General features: G+C 30.3%; 19 protein-coding genes, 2 tRNA genes, 1 pseudogene and 2 riboswitches. Of the genes and pseudogenes, 18 read left to right on the top strand and 4 right to left on the bottom strand.

Going from position 1 to position 19,996, the window contains the following annotated elements; genetic code table 11:
• Positions 1-159 precede the first annotated feature (159 nt).
• Positions 160-1,416, bottom strand: coding sequence for an NAD(P)-dependent oxidoreductase (locus RR409_RS14235; RefSeq protein WP_332558437.1), 1,257 nt, complete (start codon positions 1,414-1,416; stop codon positions 160-162).
• 197 nt (positions 1,417-1,613) lie between these two features.
• Between RR409_RS14235 and RR409_RS14240 the strand changes: the two genes are divergently transcribed.
• The 4 genes from RR409_RS14240 to RR409_RS14255 all read left to right on the top strand — a co-directional run bounded on the left by RR409_RS14240 (position 1,614) and on the right by RR409_RS14255 (position 5,120).
• Complete coding sequence (locus RR409_RS14240) at positions 1,614-2,507, top strand: M15 family metallopeptidase (RefSeq protein ID WP_332558438.1); 894 nt, start codon at positions 1,614-1,616, stop codon at positions 2,505-2,507.
• A 118-nt stretch (positions 2,508-2,625) separates the two neighbouring features.
• Positions 2,626-3,348 carry an EcsC family protein gene (locus RR409_RS14245; RefSeq protein ID WP_332558482.1) on the top strand — a complete coding sequence of 241 codons (723 nt, stop codon included), beginning with the start codon at positions 2,626-2,628 and terminating at the stop codon, positions 3,346-3,348.
• A 157-nt stretch (positions 3,349-3,505) separates the two neighbouring features.
• Positions 3,506-4,357, top strand: a complete 852-nt coding sequence (locus RR409_RS14250; protein WP_332558439.1) for a hypothetical protein — start codon at positions 3,506-3,508, stop codon at positions 4,355-4,357.
• 319 nt (positions 4,358-4,676) lie between these two features.
• On the top strand, positions 4,677-5,120 hold the full coding sequence (locus RR409_RS14255) for a hypothetical protein (RefSeq protein ID WP_332558440.1): 444 nt from the start codon (positions 4,677-4,679) through the stop codon (positions 5,118-5,120).
• 54 nt (positions 5,121-5,174) lie between these two features.
• Here the strand turns inward: RR409_RS14255 and RR409_RS14260 are convergent, their stop codons facing one another.
• The 3 genes from RR409_RS14260 to RR409_RS14270 all read right to left on the bottom strand — a co-directional run bounded on the left by RR409_RS14260 (position 5,175) and on the right by RR409_RS14270 (position 7,945).
• Positions 5,175-6,569, bottom strand: a complete 1,395-nt coding sequence (locus tag RR409_RS14260) for a glycosyltransferase family 2 protein (RefSeq protein ID WP_332558441.1) — start codon at positions 6,567-6,569, stop codon at positions 5,175-5,177.
• Between the two features lie 210 nt (positions 6,570-6,779).
• The gene (locus tag RR409_RS14265) at positions 6,780-7,403 is read right to left on the bottom strand and encodes a cell wall hydrolase (protein WP_332558442.1); all 624 of its coding nucleotides are present in this window, start codon (positions 7,401-7,403) and stop codon (positions 6,780-6,782) included.
• A riboswitch (cyclic di-AMP (ydaO/yuaA leader) is annotated at positions 7,404-7,534 on the bottom strand.
• 216 nt (positions 7,535-7,750) lie between these two features.
• Entirely contained in the window at positions 7,751-7,945 is a 195-nt protein-coding gene (locus RR409_RS14270; RefSeq protein ID WP_332558443.1) for a hypothetical protein, read from the bottom strand.
• 312 nt (positions 7,946-8,257) lie between these two features.
• On the opposite strand from RR409_RS14270, the gene RR409_RS14275 reads away from it, so the two are divergent.
• The 14 genes and pseudogenes from RR409_RS14275 to RR409_RS14340 all read left to right on the top strand — a co-directional run.
• Positions 8,258-8,689: a GNAT family N-acetyltransferase gene (locus RR409_RS14275; RefSeq protein ID WP_332558444.1), complete on the top strand. Its 432-nt coding sequence runs from the start codon at positions 8,258-8,260 to the stop codon at positions 8,687-8,689.
• Between the two features lie 60 nt (positions 8,690-8,749).
• The gene (locus tag RR409_RS14280; RefSeq protein WP_332558445.1) at positions 8,750-9,760 is read left to right on the top strand and encodes a hypothetical protein; all 1,011 of its coding nucleotides are present in this window, start codon (positions 8,750-8,752) and stop codon (positions 9,758-9,760) included.
• A gap of 384 nt (positions 9,761-10,144) precedes the next feature.
• Positions 10,145-10,226: riboswitch (NiCo riboswitch) on the top strand.
• Between the two features lie 48 nt (positions 10,227-10,274).
• Complete coding sequence (locus RR409_RS14285; RefSeq protein WP_332558446.1) at positions 10,275-11,177, top strand: cation diffusion facilitator family transporter; 903 nt, start codon at positions 10,275-10,277, stop codon at positions 11,175-11,177.
• A gap of 440 nt (positions 11,178-11,617) precedes the next feature.
• Entirely contained in the window at positions 11,618-12,748 is a 1,131-nt protein-coding gene (gene aroC, locus RR409_RS14290; RefSeq protein ID WP_332558447.1) for a chorismate synthase, read from the top strand.
• Positions 12,749-12,752: 4 nt separating this feature from the next.
• Positions 12,753-15,383, top strand: coding sequence for a DNA polymerase I (polA, locus tag RR409_RS14295; protein ID WP_332558448.1), 2,631 nt, complete (start codon positions 12,753-12,755; stop codon positions 15,381-15,383).
• Positions 15,370-16,065: a dephospho-CoA kinase gene (gene coaE, locus RR409_RS14300; RefSeq protein WP_332558449.1), complete on the top strand. Its 696-nt coding sequence runs from the start codon at positions 15,370-15,372 to the stop codon at positions 16,063-16,065. The genes polA and coaE overlap by 14 nt, the downstream gene beginning before the upstream one ends.
• Positions 15,995-16,561 (top strand): lytic transglycosylase domain-containing protein, encoded by a 567-nt coding sequence (locus RR409_RS14305; protein ID WP_332558450.1) that lies wholly within the window; start codon positions 15,995-15,997, stop codon positions 16,559-16,561. The genes coaE and RR409_RS14305 overlap by 71 nt, the downstream gene beginning before the upstream one ends.
• A 264-nt stretch (positions 16,562-16,825) precedes the next feature.
• Positions 16,826-16,911 (top strand) — tRNA-Leu (locus RR409_RS14310).
• A 19-nt stretch (positions 16,912-16,930) separates the two neighbouring features.
• Positions 16,931-17,014: transfer RNA gene (locus RR409_RS14315), tRNA-Leu, on the top strand.
• A 155-nt stretch (positions 17,015-17,169) separates the two neighbouring features.
• A complete protein-coding gene (locus RR409_RS14320) occupies positions 17,170-17,760 on the top strand; it encodes a protein kinase (protein WP_332558451.1) in 591 nt (196 codons plus the stop codon).
• A 116-nt stretch (positions 17,761-17,876) separates the two neighbouring features.
• Complete coding sequence (gene msrB / locus RR409_RS14325; protein ID WP_332558452.1) at positions 17,877-18,329, top strand: peptide-methionine (R)-S-oxide reductase MsrB; 453 nt, start codon at positions 17,877-17,879, stop codon at positions 18,327-18,329.
• A 113-nt stretch (positions 18,330-18,442) separates the two neighbouring features.
• Entirely contained in the window at positions 18,443-18,709 is a 267-nt protein-coding gene (locus tag RR409_RS14330) for a metal-sensing transcriptional repressor (protein ID WP_332558453.1), read from the top strand.
• 167 nt (positions 18,710-18,876) lie between these two features.
• The gene (locus RR409_RS14335) at positions 18,877-19,086 is read left to right on the top strand and encodes a heavy metal-associated domain-containing protein (protein ID WP_332558454.1); all 210 of its coding nucleotides are present in this window, start codon (positions 18,877-18,879) and stop codon (positions 19,084-19,086) included.
• A 210-nt stretch (positions 19,087-19,296) separates the two neighbouring features.
• A pseudogene (locus RR409_RS14340) lies at positions 19,297-19,996 on the top strand (collagen-like protein); the annotation flags it as partial.

Raw genomic sequence — 19,996 nt, forward strand, 5'->3', positions numbered from 1 at the left:
GCTTGCGGCTTGAGCGTGGGTGGGAGATTTTGGGGAGATTTTTTATAAGGGAACACTTACATCCTTATCTCATTTCAGAAAAATTTCCTTATAAATTATGAAAAGAGCGTACATAAAGCAAAGGCATTCCTAGCCATTTATGTACGTTCTTTTAATATTCTACTCGACTATTTTATTTTTTCTTAGATTAATGCAATACGTATCCATTGATTCAGCTACTATTTTTGCATGGTTAATAGCTTCCACTACAGTTCTAGCTCCAGTCACCACGTCACCGGAGGCAAAAACACCCTGTCGAGTAGTGTGTCCCAAATCGTCAGTTACTAACAGCCCCTGTTTATCAATTTCAAATCCTTTATTATTTGCAATAATATTATTTCTAGGGGACTGGCTCACCGCTATTATTACAGAATCACACTCATAAAAGCCTTCTGAGCCTTCAATTGTAACTGTGCTTACTTTTCCCTTCTCATCAACAATTTTTTCTGTCTTTATAAATTTTACACCTTCTTCTAAAATTTCAAGTGGAGATTTAAATAACTCAAATCTAACACCATCTTCTTTAGTTTCTTCAATTTCAGCTTTTGTAGCAGTCATATCTTCGAAGCCTTTTCGGTAAAGAATACATACATCATCTACACCGCTTCTCTTTGCTGTTCTTGCTGCGTCCATGGCTACATTTCCTGCACCAATTACACAAACTCTCTTACCTAAGTCGTATACAGTAGGTGATTTTAAATAGTCTATGGCAAAATGAACATTTCCTAAACTTTCACCCTTGATATTTAAGGTTTTTGCATTCCAGACACCGGTCCCAAGAAATATTGCGTTATAATCATCTTCAAATAATTTGTCAATTGTTATTACTCTCCCAATTAGAGTATTCGGCCTTATTTTAATACCTAATTGAATGAGTTTTTCGTGGATTTTATCTAAAGAACTTTTAGGTAATCTAAACTCTGGTATGCCATATCTCAATACACCACCGATTTTCTCTTTGCTTTCAAAAATTGTTATCTTATATCCTTTTGTTGCAAGGATAAAAGCAATTGTAATTCCAGCTGGACCTGAACCCACGATAGCAATCCTATCACCTACAAAATTTTCTGGCTTTTTAAATTGTTTGGATTCCAAAAATTTTGTTGAGATGTAATTCTCAATTTCATAAAACTCAATTGGATCTCCTTTGATACCTTTAATACAATTTCCTTTACATTGATTCTCGTGTGGACATACCATTGCACAGATAGCAGATAAGGGATTGTTATTGAACAGAAGTTCTCCGGCTTTTTCCATTTCGTCATCTTTAAATAGCTGTATTACTTCTGGTATAGGAGTACTTATAGGACATTTCTGCTTACATCTTGGATTTTTACACATTATACATCTATTTGCTTCTTCCTTTAATATATCCATTTATGTTTCCTCCTAAAGAATTAAATTTTATAGTTAGTATTCACCATCTATAGCTTTTGTATTAGCTTAAGTTGATTATAATTCATTAATTTATACATTAAATAAATTCACTTTCTAAAAAGGAAAAATAATTACTCCCCATAAATTCACATTGATAGGGAATAATAAGTAAGAAATTCATGAAGGGAGGATTTTATGTGAGAAAACAATTGAAGTTTAGTTTGCTTTGTTTAATTATTTTATTTTGCAGTAGCAAGAAAGTTATTGCCTTAGAGGAATATGAAACTACCATGAAGCAAGATATCCTTGTATTATTTATGGCTTACCCTGAATATATTAAAGGTATAGAAAGGGATACTAACAACAATGTATACTTAATTTTAAATTCTGGAAAAAGAGTCCTGTATGATGATAAAATACAAAAAAATCATGAAGCTAAGCTCAATAATCCAGATATACAGGATATGTTAGAACAAATATATCCCCTGGAATCCTTAGAAAAACTACCTGAAACTAATTATGATCCAGGTAGGGGAAGAATTTATAGTATTCTCAATGAAGTTTACGGTGCAAATAAAGGGCTTGTAGAAAAAAATCTTAAGAGCACAAGTGGAGGACAATTTAATAAAGCGAATGGTGCTTCAACTGCGTTGAATTTCGTAATAAAAGAGGTAAATGAAGCTTCAAAAATAAATCCAAAGATAGGTGGCTTTGTGTATCCTATAAATGGAACCTATAATTTTAGATATATTTCTGGTACTGGAAGATTAAGTCCTCATGCCTTTGGTATAGCTATAGATATAAAAAGTCACCCAAATGACTATTGGAAATGGAATACTAGAGAAAATGGAGAAAAAAGAATGTTAACTTACCCAAAGGAACTAGTTGAAATATTTGAAAAGCATAACTTCATATGGGGTGGAAAATGGGGGCATTTTGATATATTACATTTTGAATATAGACCAGAAATTATATTAAAAGCTAAATATTTTAGTAGGAAAGTTGAAAAAACACAACCTTGGTACATAGGAGTACCAGATGAGGATAAAATAAGAGACTATATAAATGTGATTGACAATTCATTAGAATAAAAGAATGATTTTTATACTGTAAAGTAAGCAAGGCTATCACTTGCTTACTTTGATTTATTATTGTTTTATCAAATGGTTTCCTATAAAATATTAAGATAAGGATATGAGAGGTGTTGTAATTATGGATTATGAAAGTCAATCATTATATGAGTTAAAAAGGTGGCAGAAAAAAATGAATAAAAGGCCTTCTTTTATCAATGGTGTAACCAAAAGGGTTCAAACTAAGTTTAATAATTTAATACCAGAAAATGCTCAAAATTTGATAACAGAAGCTATTAAGAATATGATTAAAGCAGTACTTACAGGATCTGAATTTATTACTAAAGCACCCCTTTTATACGCTCCATTGGAAGAACGTGAAACCTTAGTGAATGAAAAGCTAAATTTCTATAGGAAGACAGCAACTGTAAGTGGCGCAGGCACAGGGGCTGGAGGTCTTTTACTTGGACTAGCAGATTTTCCTATACTCTTAAGTATTAAAATGAAATTTTTATTTGATACTGCTAGTCTTTATGGATTTGATGTAAAGGATTATTCTGAAAGGTTGTATATACTACATATATTTCTTTTGGCTTTTTCTAGCGATGAAAAAAGAATACAGGTATACCATCAATTATTAGATTGGGAGAATTATATTAATACCTTACCAGAAAACATGGATTCCTTTGACTGGAAAACCTTCCAAATGGAATACAGGGATTATATCGACTTTGCAAAAATGTTACAACTGGTTCCAGGAATTGGAGCAGTAGTTGGAGCATATGCTAATTATCAGTTAATGGATAAATTAGGTGAAACAGCTATAAATGCTTATAGAATGAGAATCTTTGGTAAAATTTAATTCGCAAAATAGCTGCAAACACTCCGTATATAGGTAGACTTTTACATACTAATTAATATAATAAAAAAAATAACTGTTTTTTAAGTAAATTTCTTTAAAATAAACAAGTTACAACATTTTGTAATCATTATAAAATGTGGATAGGGGGTGAAGCAACTTGAAGAAGATGCATATAGCGGTATTGGTTTTAATATTAAGTGGATTTTTAATTTTTTTACTACAAAATATTGATAATAGCCCAAACAATAGTAAAAATACGATAAATAATTCAGTGGAAAAGGTTGTTTTTACTGAAGAAGAAGCAGATAAGGTAATAAGTAACCTGTATGAGGCTCTTATTAATAAAGATACAGATGCATATGTAAATTATATAGAAGCAGAAAGCTTAGCACACTTAAGTTCAGATAAAAATGAAGTTAAAAAAAATGTAGATGATTATTTAAAAGAAAACAATATTAAAAATTATGAAATTAATTCCATAGTTGATTTCAATGATAATACTAAAACAATTAATACCAAATATACAGAAGTTGCAAAGAATGGAAGCTTAACCGAACATGATGATTTAATATTTCTGCGTAAAAACTATGAAGATAATACAGTAAAAGTAATATATAATGGAGCTATATCTTCTAAGTCCTATCCAAAACAAAAAGTTGGACAAGGCACCTATAAATTTATGTTAGAAAAAACAATAGAGTTATTGGATGGTATAGGAGTAACTATCTATTTTGAAAATAACACAGACTATAAAGTATCCATAGGGTATGGTGATATATATGGAAACATAACCATAACAACTGAGGATGGAGAAGTTTATAACATACCATTTGATGAAATAACAATATATGAACCTTATAACACAGATAAAATTTCATCCTTTACCTTTGAGACCAATTCCCAAATCTCCAAAGTTGAGGTAAATGGGATATTTGAATTAAAGGAAAATGGAATGGTAAAGGAAGGTTCCCCTAAGAGTTTAGTAGTTTATGAGAAAACTACTAACTAGAGAACAGAAACTTAATATTTTCATTAAGCATTTAAATAAGTAAATACTTGAAATAATAAATGTAAAAAAATCCTATAAACTATGCACAAAAACTTGTGAGTCTAAGTATTAATATAATATCACATTTAAAGATCATGATTGAAGTTAAGTTTCAATGGTAACACAAAAAACTTCCTTCATAGTTCATGATAGTAATATTCTTTGATATAAAAATTCAAAAAGTTACTGAGGAAAGTTCAATTAAAAAATTTGTCAGTGATTTTCAAAATGCATAGTTAAAGTTTTATTCCAATAAACGAGTTTATAGGAGGTTAAATACATGGCATATTCAAGTAATTTATATATGGTAACAACAAAAGAAGGTTATGAGTCTATTTATGATTTAGTAAGAGATTCAATCCAATTAACAAAACTAATGAAGTATAAAGGTAATGAATTTGTATTTATGGAATTACCTAATGTAGCAGACGATCTAGTTGAAGAGATTATTGAAATTATGGAGGAAAATACCGATAGTATTCCTTGTAGCATTCGAATGACTAAAGATTCTCAATTTGGTTTTCAGACCTATGATGATTCAGATTACGATAATAAAATAGAGGACATATTATTACCTAAGCTTATAGAGTATGAGAGTAAGGATGAATGGGATTACGAAAGTGAAACTATGGATGAAGACTACTATGATGATAATAGGCGACTAGCTTTTAGAGTTCCTAAAACCTGCAAGGTTATTTATGAAAATTATAATGATATGATATGATACGAAACAAGAGTTAATTCTGTAATTTAATGTCCAGAATTAACTCTTGTTTATTTACATTTCATCAATGGTTAATTGTCGTGTATGTTTTGTATGACACCAGTCTTTTCTATTTTTATGAATGATACCTTGGATGGTGATTGGTACCCATGTAAGTGTATATACTCCATAAAGTAAATACCATATGAATATTTTAAAGGATTTTTCTCTATCAGCAATAAATAGTGGAATCAAAAATATCATTAAATATAATATGTATCTAGAAACTTCATAAATATTATCTAAATTATTTATAAGACCATTAAATATAAAAACATTTAATGAGTATAAAGCAAACAGTATAAAAAGACCTTTCGATAATTTCTTTTCAATCATCATAACTAATGGGGTAAATAAAAACTGAAATATACTAAATACCTTAATGAATATCGGTGCAAATAAAAGATTTATAATAGAGCTGCTCATTCCACTATGGGTTACGCTCAAAACAAAACCTAAGATTGCTGAAAACACCAATGCCAACAATATGAAGGGTTGAATAGTATATATGGCACAGTCTAATGCAATAAAATCCTTATCCTTAAAGGATTTCTTTAGAAGCTTAGTGAAAAACCTTGAAGCAACATCAGTAAAACCTTGCATCCATCTTTTTCTTTGTCTCCATGATTGTTTTAAGGTTAATGGCTTTTCATCATAAACTACAGCATCATGGCACCATCCAACTTTATACCCACTTAAAATTAATTTACAGGAAAACTCTAGATCCTCTGTTAAGCAAGTTGCACCCCAACCAAGCTCCCTTAATATGTTAGTATCTACACAAAAACCAGTACCACCAATCTGACAAGATAGCCCTAAATTGTATCTAGATAATTGAAATAATCTATTCACACTCCAAAATGCAATTGAATAACTTCCAGTAATCCAGCTATCATGTGGATTTTTACTGTCTATGTATCCTTGAACCACCTTGTATCCTTGCAATAATTGTGCATTCATTTCTAGTAGAAAATTTTTAGATATAAGATTATCAGCATCAAAAATAGCGATTGCGTCATATTTATTATCCATAGCAAAAATTCTTGTGAACATCCATTCAAGTGCAAAGCCTTTTCCTCTATTTTCATCATCAAATCTTTCGTAAACTAAAGCCTTATGTTTTTTAGCAATTTTCGCAGTTTTATCTGTACAATTGTCTGCTATTACAAATACATCATATAATCTTTTAGGATAGTCTAAAGATTTCATACTGTCTAAAATTTGAGCAATTACTGCTTCTTCATTGTGAGCAGCAACCACTAATGCAAATCTTTTCTTCGGTCTTATATTGCTAGTATTTCCCCCTTTTTTTCTATACAGGCCACATAAGGATAAAATCACGTAATATAAGGATATAGTAAAAATCATGATTTCAAATATTGTTATAAAAGTAAATAAAAGGTCTTTCATAATCTTCCTCCAAAGCATTAAAACTTAATAAAAAATCTATTGTTAATGAAAATTAATTTTTACATATATTATTAAGATGGCAAATTTTAGTTTTTTTATTCATAATTAGGAGAATATTATATAACTTCTTAATAAAAACAAAGAAAAAACAAGAATTAGAAAGTTTTTCTCTAATTCTTGCTTTTAATTCATATTTAAATCTATAAAGTTTTAATAAGCAAATACCATTTTATCAACTTTTAGAGCTTGGGGTTTTGAAAGTAACCATGTGCTTTTTGCACTTGTATCGTAAAAGAATAAAGCTCCATTAGTTGGATCTGAACCCATTAAAGCCTCTTTTGCAGCATTTATAGTTTCTTCAGTAGCAGGTTTATTAATCATACCATTGCTTACAGGGGTAAACTGCTTTTTCTCATGTATAACGGATGTAACTGTATTTGGAAACTTATCGCTTTTTACTCGATTAACTACTACGGCACCAACTGATACCTTTGCTGTAAAAGGCTGATTTTCTGCTTCCGCTCTAATCAATCTAGCCAATAAATCTAGTTCTTTTTCAGTATAAGAAATAACTGATTTTTTAATATCTTCGTTTGGCTTAACGCTAGAAGTTTCTCCTGGTATCTCTAGATTCTGCCCAGGGAGAATTAAATCATCCCATTTATTATTACTTTCTCTTAAGCTATTAAGAGTTACGCCATAGCTCTTAGAAATTTTAAATAAAGTATCACCCTTTTGCACTTCATGAGTTATAGCTTGCACCGAAGTGGAGCTTGCTATTAAAGTAATAATTGTTCCTGCTATAATCTTTTTGAATTTATTAAACTTAATCATAATTTTTGCCTCCTTTGCCTCCGAGGTTAGTTGACGGGTTAGGGGGGAGTTCCCCAGCTAAAATACTCTTAGCTTCACCCCAAAAATATAGTCCCCCGTACTCTTAAAAAGAGATTCGGCTTAGCTTGATTAACTTTTGTTATATTATATACGAGTTTTAAATAAAATGCATTATGAAAATGGATGAAACTTAGGAAAAACATTACAATTGTATAAAATTTTACGTAGAAAAAGTACCTATAGTCTAAACACTTTTTTCAAAGTTTTAAGTCTATAGGTACCATCTATAATTGGGTATCTCTTTAATTTTTAATATTTGTAGCAGAAATTTTTTAGAAATTTCTAGCTTATTTAAAATTTGGATAATTTTTATAATTATCCATGCTCATCATGCTACTTATATTGCTTAATGTCATCATATTATTCATATCATCTAAATCATCAATGTTTCTTTCCATTCCTAAAGCAGTATTGTTATAATTCGGCATAGTAATTTTGGAATTTTTATTATTAAGTTCTTGCATATTTATACCAATCATCATCGAAACTCCTCTCTAATTTGAAATTTACACCATGTATTTCTTGCGTAATTTTAGTCTTTCCACTTTCTAATAAGATATTACTAAAAAATATATTTTAAATTAAAAATATTATAGGTTAGTATAGCTTTCGAAATTTAATATTGTTCTATTCATAAATAACTCTAAGTAAAAATATTTATGAGTTTATTTTTTTTATTATTCAAGAAAAAATAAAAGAAAAATATGGTATAATATAAAGTAATTCAAATAATTAAAATATAAAAACAAACTGTTTATAGTTTACTACAAGCTTTGGTAAATGGGGGAATAGCTATGGTTAGAATAATTAACTATGCAAAAGGTGGATTTACAATTACAACAGATAAGGAAAAAATAGACATTGAAACAGTACATAAGTTTCTTTCCAATTCTTATTGGGCCAGTACACGTTCCAAAGAAGTGATCATTAGCTCAATAGAAAATTCTTTATGTTTCTCAATTTTCAAAGTGGACAAACAGGTTGGTTTCGCAAGAGTAATTACTGACTACTCTACTTTTGCTTATTTATGTGATGTCTACATAGAGGAGCAATTTAGAGGTAATGGTCTCGGAACTTGGATGTTAGAATGCATTTTAAATCATCCAAACTTGCTAAATTTGAGAAGATGGCTTCTTGCTACTAAAGATGCACAGGATTTATATAGAAAATTTAGCTTTAACAATTTGAAAAGCCCAGAAAAATTTATGGAATTAAGTAATGACTAACCGATATATTAAAAATTTAATTTTAATTTAATAACTAGTAATTTTTCAGGAGGATTATAAATGGGAAATTCATTAAAAATTTGCCTTGTTGGATTTGGTAACTCAGGTCAAGAATTTTGTAGATTAATATTAAATAGAGAACCAGATATCAAGATAACTGCGATTGCAACAAAATCAAAAGGAAACCTCCTTTGTGATAAAGGAATTGATATAGAAAAGGTTTTAAATGAAATAGAAGTAAAAAATCAGTTTTCTTTAGATAACCCATGCAGAGTAGAAATGTGTACTGAAGACATAATCAAAAGATCAGGCGCTGATGTTTTGATTGAGTTAAGTACGTTATCGATTAAAGATGGTCAACCTGCGATCTTTCATATTGAAACTGCATTAAACAATAATATGCATGTAATTACAGCGAATAAAGGCCCCCTTGCATGGGATTTTAAAAGGTTGGAAAAATTAGCTAGAGAAAAAAGTAAAAAGTTTTTATATGAAACCACTGTGATGGATGGTGCACCAATATTCAATTTGGTAAAATATACTCTTCCTGGGTGTAAAGTTCTATCATTTAAAGGTATTTTAAACTCTACAACTAACTTTATATTGGAAGAGATGGAACAAGGGAAAGATTATGAGGCTGCTATAAAGGAAGCTCAAAGAAGAGGTTTTGCAGAAGCAGATCCATCAATAGATGTTGATGGGTGGGATGCAGCGGCAAAAACAGCTGCTATATCAAATGTACTTTTGGGCGGAGAAATTACGCCACTTGATGTAAACACCCAAGGAATAGGAGCTATCACTAACCACATGATTGAAGAAGCAAGACTCAATGGTAATAAGTTTAAACTTATTTGTGAAGGTTATATTGAGGCAGGTAAAGTAATTGCTAAAGTTTATCCTAAGTTGGTGCCTGTGACAGATATGCTAAGTACTATAGATGCAACATCTTCGATATTATGTATAACTACTGACTTGATGGGTGAGGTGTGTATCGTAGAAAAAAATCCTGAGATACAACAAACAGCCTATGGAATCTACAGTGACTTAATTAACTTAAGTAAAGATATATAATCTTTCTTTCAAAGTGGTTGTGTTTATTAATGAGAATAAAAGCGAAGCCATACATACAGTAGTTCTAAGAATAAATTATGCCTAATTTTGGATTATAATTTATTCTTCCTAATTTAACGTATTCAATTAACCATCTTCAATAAATTTATCCTTATTTATGTGCTAATACAATATACGTATTCAAATTAAAAAAAATAGAAGCTAGTTATATAAACTACGCTTCTATTTTTTCTGTTTTCACGGTATATTCACCATCGGGTGAGGGAATAGAGAGTTCTTCACCAAGTTTATGTTTATATATAGCTTTTCCAAGGGGTGACTCAATACTGAGCATATTACTGTAACAAAATCAACTTTAATTGAATATCATGATAGTAATAATATATACAAACATAGGATCAGGCGATGTAATTACTTACATGCAGCCGGGCTTTTAAGAAGCAGTGGAAAAATCCATGGGACAGTATTAAAATGTTCCATGGATTTTTTATCTTCAAAAGGAAGGGTGGATGAAATGAATAAAGATAATTTAAGAAAAATAAAAAATGTACTTTGGATAATTTTAGTTGGAAACTTCTTAGTAGCCGTTTTAAAAATTGTTATTGGAAATTTTATTAATAGCTCAAGTATGGCAGCTGACGGATTTCATTCCTTAACTGATGGAACATCCAATATAGTAGGTTTAATAGGAATCGGTATTGCCTCTAAACCAGAGGATATAGATCATCCTTATGGACACAAAAAATTTGAAATGCTTTCCGGATTATTTATTGCAGGTATGCTCCTTTTTATAGGTGGAAACTTAATTATAGGTTCAATTTCTAGGATATTGAATCCAGTTTATTTGAACGTTACAATTGAAAGTATTGTTACTTTAATATTTACATTAATAATAAATATTATTGTTTGTAGATATGAATATAATCAAGGTAAAAGGTTAAATAGTTACATTCTTATTTCAGATTCCTTGCATACAAAAAGTGATGTATTTGTCTCTATTGGAGTTCTTATTACTCTAATATGTATTAAAGCTGGATTACCCTGGTATATAGATTCCATTGCGTCTTTTGTTGTATCACTTTTCATTTTACATTCTGCGTATGAAATCTTTAAATCTGCTAGTGGCATTCTAGTAGATAAAGTAGCCGTTGATAATGATAGAATAAAAGAAGTAGTATTAACCTTCAATCAAGTAAAGGATGTGCACAAAATTCGCAGTAGAGGAAGTGAAAATGATATATATTTGGATATGCATATTGTTATTGAAGCAGATATGAATGTAGCTCAATGTCATACTTTAATAAAAAATATAGAAAATAAAGTTAAACAAGATGTAAATAATAATGTTGAAATGATTGTTCATATTGAACCATTTTATGATATAACAAATATCAATCTTAAAAATGAATTAGGGTAACCCTACTTTAGAATCATAAATTATATTATGTCGAAGCTAGATCAAGATCTTTTCAGTAACTCTCTTTGCTATATTCTACTTTTCTTAAATGTTTTGTTAAAGATTAACTTTGTTATTATTAAATTTAATTAAGAATATATTGGACTAATTATCCACTATATTCTTTTTTTATAGTATGTAAGTCACAATTTCTTTTCATTAAAAAGTGATTGCCATGTCTTAACACAAGTTAAAACGTAGTTAATTTAAGAATTATCTATCGTATACATATAGAACATGCAAATAATAAATGACAAATCAGTGGATATAATATACATAAAAAGTTATTTTATATGGTTTTTGTATTGCTTTAATCATTATAATATGTAGTATCGTTGTTAATAATAGTAAGTAATGCTATAATAATGTAATAACTTTCCCTAAGAAATGGAGAATAAAGTATGCTAAGATTTCTTGACGCAGGGGAATCCCATGGTAAAGCTTTAGTAGCAATTATCGAGGGTTTACCAGCTAATATAAACATAGATATTAATAAAATAAATACAGAACTTAGTCGTAGGCAAAAAGGATATGGACGTGGCAATAGAATGAAAATAGAAAAAGATCAGGTAGAGTTTTGGTCTGGACTTAGAGGTGATATGACTACAGGGAATCCTGTTACCTTAGTTATCTTTAATAAAGATTATGCTAACTGGAAAGATATTTTAAATAATAGTCCCAGTGACTCAGAAAAAATTGGTATAGCGAGGCCCGGTCATGGAGATTTTGTTGGATTTTTTAAATACAAAACTGGTGATATTAGAAATACTATTGAAAGAACTTCTGCAAGAGAAACTTCAATAAGGACAGCAGTAGGTGCGTTATGTAAGGAAGCCTTGAGAGCTTTAGGAATAGAAGTTCGAAGTAAGGTACATAGTGTAGGAATTGATACCGATGACTGTGTGAATATTTTTGATGATGAAATATATAAGGTTATTGAAAAAAGTGAAGTGAGAGTTTTTAATTCTAAAGTAGAATTTAATATTAAAGAAAAAATTGACAAGTTAAAAGAAGAGGGAGATACAATTGGTGGTTCCATAAAAATTGAGGTTAAAGGAGTTCCTATCGGATTAGGAAGCTATAGCCATTATGATAGAAAACTTGATGGAATCCTTTCAATGGCTTTAATGTCTGTGCAGGGTATAAAGGCAATTGAATTTGGAAGTATAATTTCTACCAACATGATTGGGAGCAATTATAATGATGAAATGAACATTGAAAACGAAGTTATAAAAAGATTAACAAATAATTGCGGAGGCATAGAAGCGGGAGTTTCAAACGGAGAGAATATTACAGTGACAGCATACATGAAACCTATACCTACCTTAAGAAAAAACTTAAATACGGTTAATTTAATAAGTATGGAAAATGCTACAAGTAGGTATGAGCGATCTGATGTTTGCGGTGTAGTTCCAGCATCAATTGTATTGGAAAATGTTATAGCCTTTGAAGTTTTAAAAGAGATTCTTAATACATATCCAAGTGATGATTTTCATACCTTACTAAAATACATGAAAGAAAGTAGGAATTAATACAATGGGAAAAGAGAGATTACTAATATTAGATGGTAATAGTTTGCTGTATAGAGCTTTCTACGCTATACCAGAGCTTACTACTTCTGAAGGATTGCATACAAACGCAGTTTATGGATTTACTGGCATGCTTTTAAGAATGATAGAGGAACTGAAGCCTGACTATATTGTTACGGCTTTTGATAGAGCAGCTCCAACCTTTAGACATATAGAGTATGGAGATTATAAGGCGGGTAGAAAAAAAACTCCTGATGAGTTATCGATGCAATTCCCTATTGTAAGAGAACTTTTAAGTAAAATGGCAGTTAACATATTTGAAGTAGATGGATATGAAGCCGATGATCTAATTGGTACATTATCTGTATTTGCAGAACAGAATAACATCGAGTCCTACATAGTAACTGGTGATAAAGATGCACTTCAATTAGCTACAGATAATGTAAAGGTAGTTATTAATAAAAAGGGTATGACTGAAAAAGAGATATACGATAAGGAAAGAATGCTTAATGAATTTGGCGTAACCCCAAAACAGTTTATTGATGTTAAGGGATTAATGGGAGATAAATCTGATAATATTCCTGGGGTTCCTGGTATAGGAGAGAAAACTGCATTTAAACTAATTAAGGAATATGAAAGTATAGAAAATTTATTAAGTAACCTGAATAATGTTAGTGGTAAGAAACTAAAAGAGTCTCTTGAAGAGTATAGCGAACAAGCTATTTTTAGTAAAAAACTTGCTACAATAATAACAGATGTACCAGTAGACATAGATTTACAAGCTATTAAATCTAATGAAGAATTTGACGTAAAAGGACTAAAGGAACTGTTTCATAAACTTCAATTTAAATCTTTACTGGATAAAGTTCTTAAAATTACCGGAAATGAAGAGCAGGTTAACGTAACTCCGTTGGTTGATGCAACCTTTGTGAATATTAAATCATTAGAGGAACTAAATGGCTTATTTAATACGCTTGATGGGTCAATTTGTGTTTTATTTGAAGTCCATAACACTAATGTTTTTTCAAAGCTTAGTTTAAATAAACTTTTTCTAAATTATAAAGAAAATAATTACGTAATAGATATAGAAAAATTGCTTCAACAAGAAGAACATGAAACTATTTCCATATTAAAAAGAGTTTTTGAAAATGAATCTATAAAGATAATAACTCATGGAGCAAAATATGCCTATACATCTCTCCTTAAATTAGGAATAAATTTAAAACTAGTGGACTTTGATACCGAAATAGCTGCTTATTTAATAGATTCTTCCAAATCTCAATATGACATTAAGACATTAGTAGAGGAAAATCTAGGTGAAACTTTCGGTGGAGGAGGAGATAACCTTTATATAAATGGATTAACTTTTCTTCCTAAGCTATATTTAGCACAAAAATCTCATATTGAAAACCTGAATATGGAACATTTATTATATGAAGTCGAGCAACCTCTAACAAAAGCAATTGCTCTAATGGAATACGAAGGATTTAATATAGATAAATCCATGTTAAATGATTTAAGTATTAAATTCAAGGAAGATATTGATAACCTCACTAAGGAAATATATCTTCTAGCTGAAGAAGAATTTAATATTAATTCTCCAAAGCAATTAGGTAAAATATTGTTTGAGAAATTGGATCTTCCAGTGATTAAAAAGACAAAAACTGGTTATTCCACCAATGCAGAGGTTTTAGATGCACTAAAAGGTAAACATGATATTATAGAAAAGATTTTGTACTACAGACAAATAACTAAAATTTATTCTACTTACATTGAAGGGTTGAGGGCTGTGGTTGATGTGGATGGAAAAATTCATTCAAATTTCACACAAACTGTTACAACCACAGGAAGATTGTCAAGTACTGAGCCTAATCTTCAGAATATACCTATTAAATACGAAAATGGAAGGGCTATTAGAAAGGTATTCATACCTCATAATGATAGTTGTGTTATATTATCAGCGGATTACTCACAAATTGAGTTAAGAGTATTAGCACATATATCAGGAGATGAAAACTTGATTGATGCCTTTAAACATAGTAGTGATATCCATACAAAAACAGCATCCGAAGTGTTTAAGGTACCTATAGAAGATGTAACAAAAACAATGAGAAGTAGCGCTAAAGCAGTTAATTTTGGAATAGTTTATGGAATTGGGGATTTTAGTTTAGCTCAAGACTTAGGCATTTCTAAAAATGAAGCAAAAAAATATATTGATAACTACTTTGAAACTTATCCTAAAGTAAAAGGATATATGGAGAATATTGTTGTAGAGGCTGAAGATACATCATATGTAACTACAGTATTAAATCGTAGAAGATTTATTCCAGAAGTAAAATCTTCTAATAAGATTGTAAAAGCATTAGGAAAAAGGTTGGCAATGAATGCACCTATACAAGGTAGTGCAGCAGATATCATAAAAATTGCAATGGTTAACGTAGCTGGGCAATTAAAAAATAATAATTATAAAAGTAAATTGATTTTACAAGTTCATGATGAATTAATACTGAATGTTTATAAAAACGAACTGGAAAAAGTAAAGGAACTTGTAAAAAAAGAAATGGAGAATGTTCTCGATTTATATGTACCATTGGAAGTTGATATAAATGTTGGGGAGACATGGTATGAATCAAAGTAGTAATCATATTTTTGTAGTTGGCCTCACAGGAAGTATTGGCAGTGGGAAAAGTACTATATCCCGTAAACTAAAAGAAAAAAATATAAAAGTGATTGATGCTGATATAATATCTAGAGAAGTATTAGTAAAAAATCCCAAATTAAAGAATGAGATAAAAAACGCTTTTGGAAAAGATTTTTTTGATGATAGTGATAATTTATTAAGAAAAAAACTAGGAACTTTTGTGTTTTCAGACAAGGAAAAAAAGATAGATTTAGAAAAAATAATGATCCCCTACATTATCAAAGACATATTTAAAAAAATAGAAGAGTATGATAATAAAGGCTTAGATATTTGCATTGTGGACGCTCCTACATTAATAGAAAATAATTTGCATTTTTATATGAATGCAATTATACTAGTAACCGTGGACAAAGAAACCCAAATTAAAAGAATAATGCTGCGAGATGCATTGACTAGAGAGGAAGTTACTATTAGAATCAATAGTCAAATGGATCAAGAAGAAAAAATAAAATATGCAGACTTTATTATTAATAATAGTGGCAATATAGAAACCACAATGCAACAGTTAGAGAAAGTTTTGAAATCACTAGAAGATTTTAGGGGGAAAAATGGCAACAAAAAAGAAACGCATAGCATTAACTACAGTATTTATAATATTGATAATCATGATAAACTTTAAAATGATTTTAAGATTTGCTTTTCCTATAAAATATGAAGACTATATATTAAGACATAGTACTAACTATAATGTGGATCCGTATTTAGTAGCATCTGTAATAAACACTGAGAGTAAATTTCAAGAAAGAGCACTATCTCCAAAAGGTGCCTACGGATTAATGCAAATTATGCCTACAACTGCGGAATGGATTTCTAACTATGTAGATATTAAAATTACCAATAATGATATACTATATGACCCTGAGACAAATATTAAAATGGGATGTTGGTATCTTAATAATTTAAGCAAGGAATTTGATGGCCAGACAGAGCTAATATTAGCTTCTTATAATGGTGGTCGAGGAAACGTTAATAAATGGCTTGCACAGGATGAATATTCGAAGGATGGCAAGACTCTTCACAAAATTCCCTTTGCAGAGACTAATAACTATGTTAAAAGAGTTAAATTTAGCTATAAAGTTTATAAGCTTTTATATGATTTTAATAATAACCCATAGATTTTTCTATGGGTTTTAGTTTAATTACTTATAGTTGGTGTTGGCTATTTTAATATGAAATTAATCAATTATTTACTTCATATTAATGGACAGTTAACATTTACAATTTAATATATTAGCATAAAGTTAATATGTCTATATTTATAATATCCCCTTATAAAATAGCAAAAGGTAAAGATTTGAAAGAAATCTTTACCTTTTTTAATTTTTTGTGTTGATTTTATTGTAATATGGTGATATTATATCTATATAAGGTATTTGTATGCAGGTGTGCTGGAATCGGCAGACAGGCACGTTTGAGGGGCGTGTGTACACCGTACGTATGGGTTCAAGTCCCATCACCTGCACCAGCAGAACTTTATATGTCATGCAGATGTGGCGGAATTGGCAGACGCACTAGACTTAGGATCTAGCGCCTTCGGCGTGGGGGTTCGACTCCCTTCATCTGCACCAACTAAAAAGGTTGTATCTAGTAAACTAGATATAACCTTTTTTATATGTTTTCTGATAAATGGTGATATCATTTATCAGAAAAATGCTTTTAAATAGATTATTATTATCTTAATAAGCATATAATGAAATGTATAATAATGCGTTGGAGGAAACATGTGTCCAGACATTTTACTAATCCAATTTTACTAAGTGAAAGAGTGGAAAACATCATTAAAAGTTCGGAATACCTAGGCAAAGGTAATAACGGTGTAGTATATAGAATTGATGAACATACTATTATTAAAATATTTAATGATAGAAAAGTATGCGAAAAAGAATACGAGGTATTAAACCGTTCTAGAAAGTGTTCTTCATTTCCAAAGGTATACGACTTTGGAAAGCATTATATTATTAGAGACTATATTGATGGTATTAGGTTAGATAAATATCTAAATAGAAACAGTCTTAATTTAGATATTGTGAAGAGTATTGTTGATTTAATAAAAGATTTTAAGAAACTACATTATAAGAAAATCGATATAAGATGTAAGGACTTATACGTACAAAAAGACTTCTCTATTAAAGTTATAGATCCCAAAAATAATTTCGATAGACATGTATCATATCCAAGACACTTAATGAAAGGTATTCATAAAAGAAAGAGATTAGAAGAATTTTTGTTGTATGTTAGAGAAATTGACAAAAATTTGTATGAATATTGGAGTAAAGAAATTTATATGTACTTAGAAAAAAAAATTAAATCATAAATGCTACTTTATAGGAAATAATATTCTTAAATATTATTTCCTATTTATTTTGATAAATTGTAAAATAATAGTATATTGGGAAAAGTATAATATAGAATTACTAGGAGGGAGAATACATGACTTATAAGAATTTTATCAAACCAACCGAAGATGAACTAAAAAAAAAGTTAAGTAAAATCCAATTTAAAGTTACTCAAGCTAATGGAACAGAACTACCTTTTGAAAACGAATACTATGATAACATAAAACCTGGTATATATGTAGACATAGTATCTGGAGAACCACTTTTTAGTTCTTTAGATAAGTTTCATTCAGGGTGTGGCTGGCCCTCTTTTACAAAACCATTGGTTAAAGAAAATATTCTTGAAAAAGCAGACTTTAGTTATGGAATGCATAGAATAGAAGTTAGAAGCAACCATGGTGATTCACACCTTGGACATGTTTTTAATGACGGTCCTAAAGAAAAGGGTGGCTTAAGATATTGCATAAATAGTGCAGCATTAAAATTCATAGGAGTAGAAGAATTAGAAAAAGAAGGTTATGCTGATTATAGCTATCTTTTTAAGTAATGAGTATATCTTCAACAAGAGTATAATATTATTTTTATTGATTTTTTAATAAAAGTAGTATAACATATAAGCATACCCCCCTAGGGTGACCTGGATTAGGAGGAATCAAGTACATGAACAAAGAAAAAAAAGAAGCTGTAAAGTATTTAAACATAGCAAGAGGGCAAATTGAAGGCATAATAAAAATGATAGAAGAAGAGAGATACTGCATCGATGTTTCAAATCAGATTATTTCTTCTATATCTTTGCTTAAAAAATCTAATGCAGTAATAATAAAACAACACCTTCATCATTGTATTAAGGATGCTTGTTGCGAAGGAGATTTAGACAATAAATTAGACGAGATTTCGAATTTAATAGATAAATTAATAACTAAATAACTAAATAACTCTGATAAGTAATAAATCGCCTGAGCTATTAGAGTTTAATATTATTATTTTCGCTTTTTTAGATGAATATAATGTAAGAGATTAAAAATCCAGTATAAGTTATTCCATGAAAACTTAAAGGTTTATTCTTAAGAATAAACAGAAATGAGGTAATCTATATGAAAAAAACGATTGTTATTGACGGAATGAGCTGCATGAATTGTGTTAAGCACGTTAAAGAAGCGTTAGCTGAATTAAATGGTGTTGGTGATGTAGTTGTTGACTTAACATCTAATACTGCAGTTATTAATACAGATTTTGAAATAGCTAATAATGATATTATTAAAGCACTTGATGAATTTGGATATGAAGTAGTAGAAATAAAATAGACATTTTTATTGGAAATCTTAAATATTAAAAAATTTAATTTAGTAAATGCCGTATGCTCAATTCATTGAGCATACGGCATTTTATTATACAAACTATACTTTGTTAGTGATTTTAGGAACTTTCTTGTACTTTGTAACAGTTAATCAAAATATTCATAAAATATATTAGAGTAGTTTACTCTAATATATATATAGAAGGTGTTACAAGGTATGCTTTTTTATAATTGCAGCTTAAATGCAAAAATTAAGCTCTTAATTATATTGTTAATTTTGATAGAACAAGAAAAACATCATTGTAATCCTTGTCCATGTCCTTGCCCATGTCCTATACCAGGACCTCCTGGTAGACGTGGACCCACTGGGCCTACAGGGCCATCTGGAGCAAGAGGACCCACTGGACAACAAGGAGTGCAAGGAGTAGCAGGTGAAACTGGAGCAACTGGACCTACAGGACCAAGGGGATTTACAGGAGCAACCGGACCTTGCTGTACAGGACCAACAGGACCTAGAGGTTTTACTGGACCAACAGGGCCATCAGGAAGTCAAGGTGTTGCAGGTGAAACTGGAGCAACTGGACCTACAGGACCAAGGGGATTTACAGGAGCAACCGGACCTTGCTGTACAGGACCAACAGGACCTAGAGGTTTTACTGGACCAACAGGGCCATCAGGAAGTCAAGGTGTTGCAGGTGAAACTGGAGCAACTGGACCTACAGGACCAAGGGGATTTACAGGAGCAACCGGACCTTGCTGTACAGGACCAACAGGACCTAGAGGTTTTACTGGACCAACAGGGCCATCAGGAAGTCAAGGTGTTGCAGGTGAAACTGGAGCAACTGGACCTACAGGACCTAGAGGATTTACAGGAGCAACCGGACCTTGCTGTACAGGACCAACAGGACCTAGAGGTT

Source organism: Clostridium sp. (assembly GCF_036642255.1).
Taxonomy (GTDB): domain Bacteria; phylum Bacillota; class Clostridia; order Clostridiales; family Clostridiaceae; genus Clostridium_J.

What these genes read in the sequence shown, in the direction of transcription:
- RR409_RS14280 (WP_332558445.1), top strand. Translation starts at nt 8,750, where the DNA reads ATGGGAAATTCATTAAAAATTTGCCTTGTTGGATTTGGTAACTCAGGT.
- aroC (WP_332558447.1), top strand. Translation starts at nt 11,618, where the DNA reads ATGCTAAGATTTCTTGACGCAGGGGAATCCCATGGTAAAGCTTTAGTA.
- RR409_RS14285 (WP_332558446.1), top strand. Translation starts at nt 10,275, where the DNA reads ATGAATAAAGATAATTTAAGAAAAATAAAAAATGTACTTTGGATAATT.
- RR409_RS14270 (WP_332558443.1), bottom strand. Translation starts at nt 7,945, where the DNA reads ATGATGATTGGTATAAATATGCAAGAACTTAATAATAAAAATTCCAAA.
- RR409_RS14330 (WP_332558453.1), top strand. Translation starts at nt 18,443, where the DNA reads ATGAACAAAGAAAAAAAAGAAGCTGTAAAGTATTTAAACATAGCAAGA.
- coaE (WP_332558449.1), top strand. Translation starts at nt 15,370, where the DNA reads ATGAATCAAAGTAGTAATCATATTTTTGTAGTTGGCCTCACAGGAAGT.
- RR409_RS14265 (WP_332558442.1), bottom strand. Translation starts at nt 7,403, where the DNA reads ATGATTAAGTTTAATAAATTCAAAAAGATTATAGCAGGAACAATTATT.
- polA (WP_332558448.1), top strand. Translation starts at nt 12,753, where the DNA reads ATGGGAAAAGAGAGATTACTAATATTAGATGGTAATAGTTTGCTGTAT.
- RR409_RS14335 (WP_332558454.1), top strand. Translation starts at nt 18,877, where the DNA reads ATGAAAAAAACGATTGTTATTGACGGAATGAGCTGCATGAATTGTGTT.
- RR409_RS14275 (WP_332558444.1), top strand. Translation starts at nt 8,258, where the DNA reads ATGGTTAGAATAATTAACTATGCAAAAGGTGGATTTACAATTACAACA.
- RR409_RS14305 (WP_332558450.1), top strand. Translation starts at nt 15,995, where the DNA reads ATGGCAACAAAAAAGAAACGCATAGCATTAACTACAGTATTTATAATA.
- msrB (WP_332558452.1), top strand. Translation starts at nt 17,877, where the DNA reads ATGACTTATAAGAATTTTATCAAACCAACCGAAGATGAACTAAAAAAA.
- RR409_RS14255 (WP_332558440.1), top strand. Translation starts at nt 4,677, where the DNA reads ATGGCATATTCAAGTAATTTATATATGGTAACAACAAAAGAAGGTTAT.
- RR409_RS14260 (WP_332558441.1), bottom strand. Translation starts at nt 6,569, where the DNA reads ATGAAAGACCTTTTATTTACTTTTATAACAATATTTGAAATCATGATT.
- RR409_RS14235 (WP_332558437.1), bottom strand. Translation starts at nt 1,416, where the DNA reads ATGGATATATTAAAGGAAGAAGCAAATAGATGTATAATGTGTAAAAAT.